12 protein-coding genes are annotated in these 13,410 nt (G+C 51.7%); all 12 read right to left on the minus strand.

Going from position 1 to position 13,410, the window contains the following annotated elements; all coding sequences use genetic code 11:
- Nucleotides 1-48: 48 nt before the first annotated feature.
- Complete coding sequence (gene trmL / locus DWV73_RS11100; protein WP_022358848.1) at nt 49-543, minus strand: tRNA (uridine(34)/cytosine(34)/5-carboxymethylaminomethyluridine(34)-2'-O)-methyltransferase TrmL; 495 nt, start codon at nt 541-543, stop codon at nt 49-51.
- Nucleotides 537-1,712, minus strand: coding sequence for an aminotransferase class I/II-fold pyridoxal phosphate-dependent enzyme (locus tag DWV73_RS11105; RefSeq protein WP_117796727.1), 1,176 nt, complete (start codon nt 1,710-1,712; stop codon nt 537-539). The genes trmL and DWV73_RS11105 overlap by 7 nt, the downstream gene beginning before the upstream one ends.
- Nucleotides 1,709-2,191, minus strand: coding sequence for an Lrp/AsnC family transcriptional regulator (locus tag DWV73_RS11110; protein ID WP_022358850.1), 483 nt, complete (start codon nt 2,189-2,191; stop codon nt 1,709-1,711). The genes DWV73_RS11105 and DWV73_RS11110 overlap by 4 nt, the downstream gene beginning before the upstream one ends.
- Before the next feature lie 14 nt (nt 2,192-2,205).
- The gene (locus DWV73_RS11115) at nt 2,206-2,823 is read right to left on the minus strand and encodes an AIR synthase-related protein (RefSeq protein ID WP_242995801.1); all 618 of its coding nucleotides are present in this window, start codon (nt 2,821-2,823) and stop codon (nt 2,206-2,208) included.
- Nucleotides 2,824-2,938: 115 nt separating this feature from the next.
- On the minus strand, nt 2,939-4,441 hold the full coding sequence (locus DWV73_RS11120; protein WP_242995802.1) for a VanW family protein: 1,503 nt from the start codon (nt 4,439-4,441) through the stop codon (nt 2,939-2,941).
- A gap of 127 nt (nt 4,442-4,568) precedes the next feature.
- Nucleotides 4,569-5,294 (minus strand): 3'-5' exonuclease, encoded by a 726-nt coding sequence (locus DWV73_RS11125; RefSeq protein WP_022358853.1) that lies wholly within the window; start codon nt 5,292-5,294, stop codon nt 4,569-4,571.
- A 260-nt stretch (nt 5,295-5,554) separates the two neighbouring features.
- Entirely contained in the window at nt 5,555-7,360 is a 1,806-nt protein-coding gene (locus DWV73_RS11130; RefSeq protein ID WP_117796728.1) for a B12-binding domain-containing radical SAM protein, read from the minus strand.
- A gap of 4 nt (nt 7,361-7,364) precedes the next feature.
- Nucleotides 7,365-8,417 (minus strand): L-threonylcarbamoyladenylate synthase, encoded by a 1,053-nt coding sequence (locus tag DWV73_RS11135; RefSeq protein WP_242995804.1) that lies wholly within the window; start codon nt 8,415-8,417, stop codon nt 7,365-7,367.
- 204 nt (nt 8,418-8,621) lie between these two features.
- Nucleotides 8,622-9,359: an N-acetylmuramoyl-L-alanine amidase gene (locus tag DWV73_RS11140; protein WP_333549907.1), complete on the minus strand. Its 738-nt coding sequence runs from the start codon at nt 9,357-9,359 to the stop codon at nt 8,622-8,624.
- Nucleotides 9,360-9,446: 87 nt separating this feature from the next.
- The gene (locus DWV73_RS11145; RefSeq protein ID WP_107001826.1) at nt 9,447-10,319 is read right to left on the minus strand and encodes a YitT family protein; all 873 of its coding nucleotides are present in this window, start codon (nt 10,317-10,319) and stop codon (nt 9,447-9,449) included.
- Nucleotides 10,320-10,429: 110 nt separating this feature from the next.
- Nucleotides 10,430-11,884, minus strand: coding sequence for a sigma 54-interacting transcriptional regulator (locus DWV73_RS11150; protein WP_117796730.1), 1,455 nt, complete (start codon nt 11,882-11,884; stop codon nt 10,430-10,432).
- Between the two features lie 149 nt (nt 11,885-12,033).
- Nucleotides 12,034-13,401: a sodium/glutamate symporter gene (locus tag DWV73_RS11155; RefSeq protein WP_022358860.1), complete on the minus strand. Its 1,368-nt coding sequence runs from the start codon at nt 13,399-13,401 to the stop codon at nt 12,034-12,036.
- Nucleotides 13,402-13,410 lie beyond the last annotated feature (9 nt).

Genomic DNA, 13,410 nt, shown 5'->3' on the forward strand with positions numbered 1-13,410 from the left:
CTGTTTCATCTGAGACGTTGATGACGCACGTGTGGGACAGAATCCACCTTATTTCCACTGGAGGTGATGCAGATGCCCCTCCGTATTCATCTTCTCAAACCCATTCTGCCGCAGCGCCTCATACAGAATGATCGCCACCGAGTTTGACAGATTCAGAGAACGCGTCTCACCCCACATCGGGATGCGGACGCAGCGCTCCGGGTCTTCGATCAGGAGTTCTTCCGGGATGCCGCGGCTTTCCGGTCCGAACATGATATAGCAGTCCGGATCGTAGTGAACGTCCGTATACACCTGCGTCGTCTTCGTGGTCGCCATATACGGGCGCGCGCCCGGATTCTTCTCCAGAAAATCTTTAAAATCGCTGTAAACTGTCACGTCCAGATGTGGCCAGTAATCAAGACCCGCTCTTTTTACCATTTTATCATTCAATTTAAAACCGAGAGGCTCGATCAGATGAAGCCGCGTGTTCGTTGCCACGCAGCTTCGTCCTATATTTCCTGTATTCATCGGCATCTCCGGTTCATAGAGTACAATATTTAACATTTCTTCTCTCCATCCAGCCGTGCCACAAACCGCTTGATGCGCTCGATCGCCTTCTGCAGATCCTCCAGCGAATACGCATAGGAAACACGCAGATAGCCCTCGCCGCAGTCTCCAAACGCGGTGCCCGGCACAAGCGCCAGCTTCTCTTCCTGTAACAGGCGGTTTGCGAATTCATCCGAGGTCATGCCAAACCGTTTGATGCACGGGAACATATAAAATGCTCCATACGGCTCGAAACAGTCCATGCCGAGCCCCCGGAACTCTCTCAAAAGATAGCGGCGGCGCTCATCGTAGGCTTTCTTCATGCGGGCAATGTCCTCATCGCCATTCCGCAGGGCGTCAACCGCTGCATACTGGCTGGTGGTCGGCGCACACATAATCGCAAACTGATGGATTTTCAGCATCTGTTTTAAGATAAGCGCTGGAGCCGCCGCATAGCCGAGACGCCACCCGGTCATCGCATATGCCTTGGAAAATCCGTTGATCAGCACCGTGCGGTCACGCATCCCGGAAATCTCCGCGATGGAAACGTGCTTGCCGCTGTAGGTCAGCTCGGAATAAATTTCATCACTCAGCACAAACAGATCCTTCTCCTCAATCACCTTCGCGATCGCCTCCAGATCGGTGCGGTTCATGATCGCGCCCGTTGGATTGTTCGGGAATGGAAGAATCAGCACCTTTGTTTTCGGTGTGATTTTCTCCAGCAGCTTCTCCGGCGTCAGACGAAACTCATCCTTCTCCTCCAGCTCGATAATGACCGGCGTACCGCCCGCCAGCACCGTACACGGCACATAGGAAACGTAACTCGGCTGCGGAATCAGAACCTCATCGCCCGGATTTAGCATCGCACGCAGGGCGATATCAATCGCCTCGCTGCCGCCGACCGTTACCATCACTTCTGTATTCGGATCATACTCAAGGCGCTGACGACGTTTCAGATAATGGCTGATCTCCTGGCGCAGTTCCTTTAAACCAGAGTTCGACGTATAGAAGGTACGTCCTTTTTCCAGCGAATAAATGCCCTCCTCGCGGATATGCCACGGTGTATCAAAATCCGGTTCGCCCACGCCCAGGGAGATCGCGCCCTTCATCTCGCTGACAACGTCAAAAAACTTCCGGATTCCGGACGGCGGAATATTTACAATCGTATCTGATAATGGGTTTCTCACGGAACAATCAACATCCTTTCATCCTGAGGACCGTCGCAGAGAACGGTACCATGGTCTTTGTATTTTTTAAGAATAAAATGGGTCGCGGTACTCAGCACAGAATCGATCGTGGAAAGCTTTTCTGCCACGAACTGTGCAACTGCACGCATGGTTTTCGCCTCGATCATAACGGTAAAATCATAGCCGCCGGACATCAGGTATACCGAAGTCACCTCGCTGTACTGATAGATTCTCTCGGCAATCTTGTCAAAGCCCATCTCGCGCTGCGGCGTTACCTTTACTTCGATCAGTGCAATGACCTTCTCCTCATCTGTATTATCCCAGTTAATCAGGGTATGGTAACCGCAGATGATATGTTCATTTTCCATTTCGGCGATCTCCGCCGCGACCGCAGCTTCATTCTCCCCGAGTAAATCCGCCAGCTCTTTGACGCTGATGCGGCTGTTTTTTTCAATGACCGCTAAAATTCTCTCTCTCACTTTACTACCTCCTGTTAATGGGATTTTGGTAAGTCTTTCATTTTATCTATCTCATCCGGTTTTGGCCGGTCAAGAAAGCTATGTACTTCGCCGCTGTAAATCTCACGTCCGATCGCGGTGCGCGTCCGACCGATGAGCGCCGCCGGAATGCCCTCTCTCTCCAGATTCTTTAGCAGTTTCGGACCGCTCGGCGCTGTCAGCAAAATGCAGCCCTGCGACTGTAAACGGTATGGATTGAGGTCAAATACCTCGCAGACCTCCACCGTCTCCTGGCGGATCGGAAGTTTCCTAAGATCCATCTCAAATCCGAGTCCGAATCCATCAAAAAAATGCCACAGCGCTGCCATGACGCCGCCCCCGCCCGCTGGATACCACGCAGATGCGCCGAGACAGGTCAGCACTTTCCGCTCTTTATGTGCAGCAAATGCCTCCAGAAGCGGAGACGGATTCCATTTCTCATAGAGATTCTGGCATTCTCTCACATACCGTGCAGAAAATCGGTTCAAAAGCGCCGCCTCGCCGCTTTTTGCCGCCATCGAGGTACCAAGAAGCGCGGTGTAACCGACCGCCAGAAGATCCTGCTCGGCTTTCATCTCCCCGTATGCCTCGAAAATTTCATCTTTTATGTTCATTCTGATTCCTTTCCCAGCTTCACATTCAAGTACAGTAATTTTCTGCGTTTACCACGCCATGTTACCACAAATCTCTGCTCTCATACCATCACTATATATGATCCGATATAAGCTATCACTCCATCGGCGGCGCTGCTTCCTGCGCCGGACCGGCTGGTCCCTGCGGCTGTGCCGGAGTCGGCTCCTGTGCTGCCGGTGATTCCGTCGGTGCCGGAACCGGATTTTCCGGCTGTGGTGTCTCAGGCTGCGGTCCAGCCGGAACCGCCGGTGCCGCAGCTGCAACGGCCGGACCTACACGGTAGATTGCCTTCGATGCCATATAGGTATCCGTCTGCAGCAAGGTTTTCTCCGTCTCCACGCCGTCCACGTAGACGTATTTCCAGAGCCGTGACTGCAGCCCATAGTGCGCCGACTGTTCCTTCACCCTCGCACCCGGCTTCAAAGATGCGTCCACCTTTGTGATCGGCTCGCCCGGATCCTTCTTCGACAGTGTCTCCGAAACGTATTTGATCGTCCGGTTTGCCGGCCGTGTCTCTTTTCCATATATCGTAAATGAAATAGTTCCGCCGTTCACTGCCCCTTCCATATAGATCGGGGTATCGTATGGATTTTTAAATTTCAGGTCCTTATAAGTACCCGCGATCGCCGAATCCTGCGATGCCGGAACGTAAGTAACAATCATCGAATGATTCTGGCGCTGGGTGATATCCATCTCCGCCAGAAGCGCTGCATTGTAGAGCGTCGTGCAGATCTGGCAGGCGCCACCGCCGACCGTATCGACTACCTGACCGTTCGCATAGGAACCTGCCGATGCATAGCCATTTTCCACCGTAAATGGGGTCAGCCATGTATAAGCCGAAAATTCTTCTCCCGGCATCAGAACCGTGCCGTTGATCTTCGCCGCACCGTTCCGCAGATTCTTGGAACGCGACACATTTCCCGGGTTGAATCCGGTACTGAATGTTCCAAGTGCATCCTGAATCGTAGATAATGCCTCTGTCGTGCGGGTCGGCTCTGCATTTTTGACTGTTGCATCCACCGAAACCGGTTCCGAAAGACCGCCCGCGAGCGCCTCATTCAGTGCTTTTGTCGTCGCATCTATGTCCACTTCCTGTCCCGCCGAAGACTGGCTGACCTGAAAGACTCCATTTTCATGCGTGATCACGGCGTCCTGCGGCGCTGTCGTAAATTCCGCGCACCGGGTCTGCACAAACTCGGCAACCTTCGCTTCATCGACCGCTGTCTCAATCTGCAGATCCACACCGGACTGCTCTAATTCCTTCTGATTCAGATACCGGCGCAGAAGATTTCCGCCGGAGAGTTTCTCCACTTCCTCATCAATCTCGTTCTGGTTGACCCAGGAAAATCCCAGCTCCGCCGCCTTCGTCTGAACCTCATGACCTTCTACCCGGATCGAAATGGTCTGATTTTCCATCTCCCCGATGGATTTTTCAATCGTCTGATCCGCCTCTTCCCGCGTCATCCCGGAAAGATCAAACCCACCGACCTGAAAACCCGTGGGAATCGTCCCCGCTGACGCGGTGCCCGTACCGGCTATAAGCAGTCCCATCACTGCCGCACCGCATACGCCTGCCATCCAATTTCTTTTTTTCATCATCTACCGAACCTTTACATCATAAGACCTGCCAAAATGGTTCCCGCTACCATCGCTACTACTACGATTATAATAACAACCGCTGATACGATCTGGCGTGTTTTCTGATTTGAAAATTTAAACATATCTCTCACCTCTTCTGCATTCTGCCATGCTGCGCGATAATCTGATCCGTAAGTCTCGAAATCTCATTTTTCGAAAGCGAATCAATCTGCGCAGATAAATTTATTCTATGATATTTTAGTAATTCCCGCAAGACTTCTTTTTGCTTTTTTGACGCGGGCTGTTCGCGTTTTACCTTGTAAATCAAAGGCTGCGGTGCAAACACCTCCGGCACTTCCAGAAAATACCTGTTTTTAAGCTCCTGATACAGATGGTGCGCCGCCAGCGCATCCGAAAGCGCCCGATGGCTCTCGCCCGGATCCACCGCAAAATACCGACACGCGGCTGCCAGATTCTTTTTTTCCTCCTCTGGCATAAAATGGCGGCAGATTTTCAAGGTATCAAGCCCCGCATGCTCAAATGTATACTTCCGGTTGACCGCCGCCCGCTTGAGAAAGCTGAAATCAAAGATAACATGATGCCCCAGAAGCGGCAGCTCCCCGCAGAATGCCAGAAGTTCCGGCAAAACTGTATCCAGCACCGGCGCATCCTTCAAATCATCGTCACAGATTCCCGTCAGCTCCCGGATGCGCGCATCCAGTTCCCGCTCCGGGTTGACAAACGTCGAATACGTCTGCACCACGGTTCCATCTTCCACCCGCGCCGCGCCAATCTCGATGATCCGCTCGGTTTTGGGATTTAACCCTGTTGTCTCCAGGTCAATCGCTATATAAGAATTGTCTGTTTTTTCCATTTTATTTATCCATCGTAACTGTTCAGTACCTTCACAGTCACGCGCAAAAATCCATTAAAAATTGCCTACGGCAATGGGATTTTTGCCTGCTGGCCCATGTTTTCGTACGGTCAGCGCAGTAAATGCACAGACCTACTGAACAGTTTACTATCCATCTAATTTAAAATATGGCTGTCTTACATTTCTTCCCATTCTCAGGTGTTCAGACTGCCGCCATACGCAATTTCTTTTTCCCGGCTTTCTCTGGAAAATCCCATTCCTCACTGTATCTCATCCTGAGAAATGGAAAATGCCGCCGCATTGCCAAACAGAACGTCCCGGTTTTTGTAATCAAACAGCACAAACCTCCCGTCTTCCATCCGCTCTAAATGCGCCATTTTCGCCATCTGCCTGGAATCGTATGCCTCGTAGCCCTTCAAATAACGGCGTTCCTTCGCCTCGCGCATGAAAAACTGCTTCGTCTCGTTCTTCCACTCCGACGGATCCGGGGCAAAAGATGGACGGCTCTTGACGTTTTCACGGAGGTAGAGGTCATAAATGAGAAGATCCTGATAGGAAATTTCTTTGTTCCCCCATTTCTGAATAAACAGATACAAAATCTCATACCGTGCCAGCCGGTTATGGCTCACTCCATTCAGTCCCTCTTCCTCATAAAATGCCGCCAGGCAGTCATACAAATCAAACGCATCGCCCCATTCCTGCGACAGGCATTTCATCGTGCGGCGGAACTGCCCGCTGTTGTAATAGACCTCGACCATCTCTTCCACACCCTTGAGACGGATCACCTCTTCATAGGAAAGCCAGTTGGTTCTAAGCACCTCATACGGCGGCTTGCTCTGGCTGAGCAGACCGTATTTCTGCTTCATTTCTTCCATATAGGAACCCTTCAGCACCTTCAGAAAGCCAAGCTGAAGCTGTTCCGGCTCCATTTTGTATACATCGTTGAAGGAACGATGAAAGCTCTCGATATCCTCATACGGAAGCCCCGCAATCAGGTCGAGATGCTGATGGATGTTGCCAAAGGTGTTGACCTGCGCCACACGGCGCGCCACCTTGTCCAGATCCATCGTCCTCCGGATCTCCTTCACAACCACCAGGTTCGTCGTCTGCACACCGATTTCCAACTGAATCAGCCCCGGACGCATCTGTTTCATCAGCGCCAGCTCGTCATCATCCAGAAGATCCGATGAAATTTCAAAATGGAAGTTGGTAATTCCATTATCATGTTCCAGCAAATACTGCCAGATTGCCATCGAATGGCTCTTTTTGCAGTTAAACGTCCGGTCTACGAACTTCACCTGCGGCACCTTCCGGTCAAGGAAAAACTGCAGCTCCCTTGTTACCAGCGAAAGGCTGCGGAACCGCACTTTTTTGTCAATCGAAGACAGACAGTAACTACAGGAAAATGGACATCCACGGCTGCTCTCATAGTAGATAATGCGGTGTTCCAGCCCGCTTAAATCTCCGTAGGAAAACGGAATGTCGTCCAGATTCATGAGCGGTGCCGGGCGATGAACCTCGACGGTGTCGTCCGAACAGCGTAGGACAATGCCGGGGATCTCTGAAAAACAAACTTCCGTCCCGCGCTCACACGCCTCCACCAGCCGCGTAAATGTCTCCTCGCCTTCGCCCTGCATGATCAGCTCGACCTCCGGCAGCTCATCCATCAGGTGAACCGCGTCATAGGAAGCCTCCGGACCTCCCAGCCAGATGCGGACTTGCGGAAGAACCTTCTTCAAATCGTGGATCAGTTCCTTCACGTAAACGATATTCCAGATATAACAGGAAAATCCCACCACATCCGGTTTTCTCCGGTAAATATCCTGCAAAATCTGATCCATCTGGTGGTTGATAGTGTACTCGCCGAGATCGATCTGGATTTCCGACACGGTTTTCGTTCGATTCGCGCCTTCTGCTGCCTCCGAAACCATTTCCATTCCAACAGCCGCACCCTGCTCATCCTTCTGTCCCAGCCCCAGCCGCTCCATCGCATACCGTCTCAGGCTGTAAATCCCCAGATTTGAATGTATATATTTGGCATTAATCGCCGCCAATAAGTACCGCATCGTCTCACACCTTCAAAATATGATAGCCAGCCGCCTTATTGAGCCGGTTCATAATCGCCCGTCCTAAATTGTCTTCCGAAAATCCCTCCGAAAAGATATATTCCGCGCCGCGATCGTCGAAATCGCGCAGAACCGCATACAGGTTGTGTGCAACAGTCTCCTGACGCGCCCGCGCACCGATGCTTTCCAGCATCCCCGCCGGGTAACGGTCTTTCGTCTCGTCCGTGCAGATAATTCCAACCTTGCGCCCTTCTGCCAGCTTTTCGCCTGCCAGGCGGTTGATCGTCTCCACAACTGCCTCCGTCTCGCCCTCGACCAGTGTCAGATCGGCTTTCGGTGCATAATGGCGGTATTTCATTCCCGGTGCTTTCGGGCGCACATCCGCGCTGACCGGTCCTAAAATCGCCGGATCAATGCCGACTTCCCCGACCGTTTCACGCAGCATCTCCACGGTGATCGCACCCGGTCTTAAAACCATCGGCATTTCCTCCGTAACATCCACGATCGTCGATTCCAGACCAATTCCAACCGGACCGCCGTCGATGATCGCATCGATCTTTCCGTCCATATCCTGAAGCACGTGATCCGCGCGCGTCGGGCTTGGGCGTCCCGATGTATTTGCACTCGGAGCCGCGATCGGCACGCCTGACAGACGGATTAACTCTGCCGCGATCGGATCAGACGGCATCCGGATTGCCACCGTGTCAAGCCCGCCGGTCGTTCCATACGGCACGATCGCGCTCTTAGGAAATACCATCGTCATCGGTCCCGGCCAGTATGCCTTTGCAAGCTTTTTGCCATTTTCCGGCATATTCGATACCAGCGGCGCGATCTCCTCCAGACAGGACACATGCGCGATCAGCGGGTTGTCAGACGGGCGTCCCTTCGCCGCATAAATCTTCTTCGCTGCTGCCTCGTCCAGCGCATTCGCGCCCAGGCCGTACACAGTTTCCGTCGGAAATGCCACCAGACCGCCCGCGCGGATGATCTTTGCCGCCTTCTCAAGCACCTCCCGGTCATGCGCCGTAAAGTCCTTTGGATTTTCTATCTTCCACATCTGGGTGTGAAGTTCTTTTTTCGTTTCGTTTTGCATATTGACTCTTCTTTCTACTATCTCACAATGAATAAATCTATCTTCCGTACTAAGCTCGAAAACACCTCGCTAAGTACTCCTAGTATGCGCGGCATGACTCGTACTAAGCTCGAAAATACCTCGCTAAGTACTCCTAGTATACACAAGATTCCTCGCCAGTTCAAGGTTTCAGCGCCCATTCAGATACTCCATGATCCCCATATGCAGCGTATACGCCACGCGGTCCTGATATTCTTCTGTTTTCAGCAGTGCCGCCTCTTTCCAGTTAGACAAAAATCCGCACTCGACGATGACAATCGGGCATTTGACGTGGAGCAGGAGGTAATAGCTGTCATTCGGTTTGGCTTTTCTGCGGTTCTGGTCTCCCAGCGCATAGTCGAAGCGCTTCTGCAGTATTTCCGCCAGCCGTTTCCCCTTCTCTGACTTCCGGTAATAAAATACCTGCGCACCGGATACATCCTCCTGGTGGTAGCTGTTCTGGTGGATGCTGACGACCAGATCCGCGCCGGATTCCTCGACGCGGGCGCAGCGGTTTTTCATGTCGGACATTTTCCGGCTTCCGGCTGACGTATCGTAAAGTCCCCGGTCATCCTCCCGGCTCATCACGACCTCCACATCCGACTGCTCCAGATACCATTTCAGGCGCTTCGCGATTGCCAGATTGATGTCCTTTTCCAGGCTTCCGTCCACGCTCACCTTTCCCGGATCAAAATCCCCATGTCCGGCGTCCAAGAAAACAACCGGCTTTTGCTTTCCAAGCACAGCGTCCGCCCCCGCTGATGCCAGCCCCGCATACCGTGCCGCCAGAAAGACGCCGCAAAATAAAAGAAGGCAGACTGCCAATTCCACTGACAGCCGCCTTCGCATTTGTTTTAGAAACGGGTGTGTTTCAAACCATTCGTTCAAGTGCACCGCTCCTGATGCATTCTTATGATATCTATATTCGCCTTGTTCGCGGCATATCCCGCTATTTTCTAATTCTAATCCCGGCTCCTACTGCTGTGCCTCCGCTACATCCTTAAACCCAAGTCCAAAAATGCCCGAGGTTTCCTTCACAATCACAAACGCATTCTCATCCGTCTCCGCAATAATGCGTTTTAAACGATTGAACTCCGTTTTGCGGACGGTACATAAAACCACCGTCGTGTCCTCGCCGCTGTAGCCGCCCTTGCCCGGAAGCAGCGTTACCGTACGGTCAATTTCCTTAATGACACGTTCTGCGATTTTCTGCGGGTATTTCGTCACGATCGACGCCTCGCTTCCGGCATCATTTCCGTAGATGATCATGTCGATGACCTTCGTCTGCGCGTACAGGGAAATCAGTCCGAACAGTGCCGCATCAACATTTCCAAAGACGAAGATCGAGGTGGAGAGGATGATTCCATCGATCATCATCAGGGCGCGCCCGATCGAGACATGCGGATATTTCTTCTGGAGCAGGTAGCCGACCACATCGCTGCCGCCCGTCGTCGAACCGGACAGAAAGATGAACGCCATGCCGACGCCGACCAGAATGCCGCCGTAGAGACTTCCCATAAGCTGGTCGCCCATATAAACCGGAAAGACCGGGGCGATCACGTAGTCAAGCACCACCGAACAGATTCCGCACGCAAACGCCGTCCGCAGCGCAAAGGCACGGCTCAAATGAAACCACGCCAATATTAAAAGCGGCACATTGACCATCAGTGTCAGCCGTCCGACCGGCAGGTTCGTCACATGGTTTAACATCAGTGCCACGCCGACCGCACCGCCCGGCGCAATATTCGCCGTCTCAATAAAGCTGTGCGTGCCGATACTGTAGATAAATGCGCCCAGAATCAGATATAAAAAATCTTTTACAGAATATTTTCCAATGTATTTCTCCATTTCTGCATTTCCTCCTGTTATTCTGTCTGAGCGTTCCATCCTTTCCGGGCTGATTCTGCTGGTTCTGCTTCCCGCATCGTCCTCAATTTTCCGTATCTATCCTCCATCGCTCAGATTTCTTTTTCCTGTTTTTCCTTCGCCTTTTCGCCCCGCAGCTGGCTCGCCTTTCTCTGCAGCGTCTGCCTCGGCACATCCAGAATCCGCGCTGCCTCAGATATATTTCCGTGCGCCGCCTCCAATGCCTGCCAAATCAGTTTTTCCTCATAGGCAGCCACCGCCTCACGAAGCGACGAGCAGAGTTTTGGAACTTCTTCCAAGCTTTCCGGCGTCTTTTTCCTGTCCGCCTGCTTTTCCAGCAGAAGCTTTCCCTTGATGTCTTTATACTGGAGCAGGGAGCTCGCCTCGTCCACCATGCTCATGCCGTAAACGATCACGTGTTCCAGCTCCCGGACATTGCCCGGCCAGTCATATTCTTCCAATTTTTTTAGCAGATCCTTTGACACATACTGAACCTGCTTGTGGAACGTGCCATTGTGTTTGTTTACATAAAACTTGACAAAATGTCCAATATCCGCCTTCCGTTCCCGCAGCGGCGGAATCCGGATCGACATCATGCTCAGACGATAATAAATATCGCGCCGAAGCTGTCCTTTCTCGATCGCCTCAAGCGGTTCCACATTGGTCGCCGCAATGATCTTCACATTCGTGCGTTTCGTCTCACTGCCGCCCAGGCTGCGGAAACTACCGTCCTGCAGAACCCGCAGAAGCTTTGACTGCAAAAACAGAGGCATCGAATTGATCTCGTCGAGAAACAGTGTTCCGCCGTCCGCCAGCTCAAAGAGTCCCTTATTTTCCATTGCCCCGGTAAACGCGCCCTTGGACGTTCCAAATAAGATACTTTCGAGCAAGGTATCCGGCAACGCCGCACAGTTCTGCGCGATAAACGGTTTATCCCTCCGTTCACTGGCATTGTGGATCGACTGTGCAAACACCTCTTTTCCGGTTCCCGTTTCCCCATAGATCATAACCGGCAGATCGCACGCCGCCACCACCGGTATATAGTCTCTGGCATTTTTCATTTTTTCATCCACTGCGATGATATCTTCCATCGTAAAAGATGCGCCGCTGTGTTTTTTCAGCTTTCCAGCGCCGCCGACCGGGATCTGTTCCGAAGTCAGTTCCACACTCTCCGGCTCTTCCTCGCCGTCTGTCATCTCCTCCATCGACAGATCGATCGCGCCCACCACGGCGCGCCCGCTCTTGATCGGAATCGAAAGAGAGCTGATATGGATGCCCTCCTGCCCCTTGGTCTGAAGCAGTTGATTTTCCACGTAAACCGGCAGTCCGACCTCCATCGCCCGGATCATGCTGCTGTTCTTAGCGTTCAGGTTTTCAAATACATCGAAAAAATTTTGTCCCACCAGCGCCTGGTAAGCTTCTCTCTCTTTCCGGTTTGAAAATTTACTATTTAACTTTGCTGAAAACAGAATCTCGCCATCCAGGTTGATGATCGTGATTCCGTCAATATATCCTTTTCCATGAAATAACTGTCTTAAAAACTCCATGCATTTCTCCCCTGTCTGAAACACCGCTGACCGGAATCACGCGCCAAGTCTCACGGACGTTCGACTTGAATCTGCGTTCATCCGGCCTGACAACGGTGTTATGTTTACACCTGTTCCAAGTGTATCAGAGGAAACAGGCAAAGACAAGTTTATCCGATCTCCTCCACACCTGGGCGATCCAGCGGAAGTTTCAGCCACCACCATTTAAATACGATATTTGCGATGATGCATGCTGCCATGATTACCAAATAGATGCCGATAAACTTCCAATGGCTGCCATTTAAGAGCATCATCGGTCCCATCGACCACGCAAACATCTCTGCCGGAGTTGTAAACGGCGCTGCAAATGCAGTATCGTTCAGCGTCTTGGAGCGGTTTTCCGGATCAACGATTCGAAGAAGGATGAAGCCGATCGCAAAAACGCCCGTTGAATAGCCAAATACGAAGATCGCGCGCTCAAACCAGCTGCCGCGGTTCATCGCCGGACCAAAGAACATCAGAGTTGCCACTACGATTACAATACCGCAGAGCAGAAGAAGTGCCAGCGGAGCTGCATATTTAACGATAACTGCCAGTTTGATGGAAGCGATTCCGAAAAACACCAGATAATCCGTCGCAGTACCGGAGATACGTCCCACTACATTTTCATCAATATAATCACCGACGCCGACTTTTCGGAAAACGAGGAACATCACGATCGCGGTCAAAAATGCCATCAGGTAATTCGGCAGATCCAGACCGATCGCTGCATAGATTCCCTTGCTGAGTCCCACACCGATACCGGATGCGATCAGCATCACTGCCAGATGCCATGCCAGCGGATCCAGGACGTTGGATGAAATAGTTTCCTCGCCCATCGACTTGCGCTCATTTTTGGGCACCAGACCACAGCGCAGATCATCGGAGATCTGATTGAAGCCTTTCATATATTTGGTCCAGCCCTTTTTCGTTCCCAGCTTGATGAAGAACAGACCGCCAAAGATACCCGATAAAATACCAACAGTTGCACAGGTCATCGCGATATCCATTGCATCCAGATCACCCAGTCTCTCAAACGCGGTACCAACAGCCGCTGCCGTTCCGTGTCCGCCGGAGAAACCAGCTGCCAGCAGCAGACCGAAGCCATAGTTAATGTTCGGGAATAATTTCGAAATTACTAAAATACTAAACAACGGTGCCAGTGAGAACTGAATCGCCTGTGCCAGCACTTTATAGGAAAAATAAGAACCAATCCGGTCAATTTCCGCTTTAAAATCTTTCTTATTGAAAGAAAATCCATTAATTCCGACACCTGCGAAAATCAGGATAATCAGAACACTTGCATAAGAACCAATATTTTCAGAAAACGGCAGGATTCCCAGTCCCTGCGCCCCGAGTGCCAGCGCGATAAATCCGGCAATCATGCTTGGCGGAATGAAAAATTTCTGTACCAACGGCACTTTTGCACGTAAAAGCTGACCAACCGCGATAAAAAACGATGCGATCGCAAAGTCCACTAAAATGTCTGTAACACTCACAGATACCCC

The sequence above is a fragment of the Clostridium sp. AF12-41 genome, from assembly GCF_003461685.1.
GTDB lineage: Bacteria > Bacillota > Clostridia > Lachnospirales > Lachnospiraceae > Otoolea > Otoolea fessa.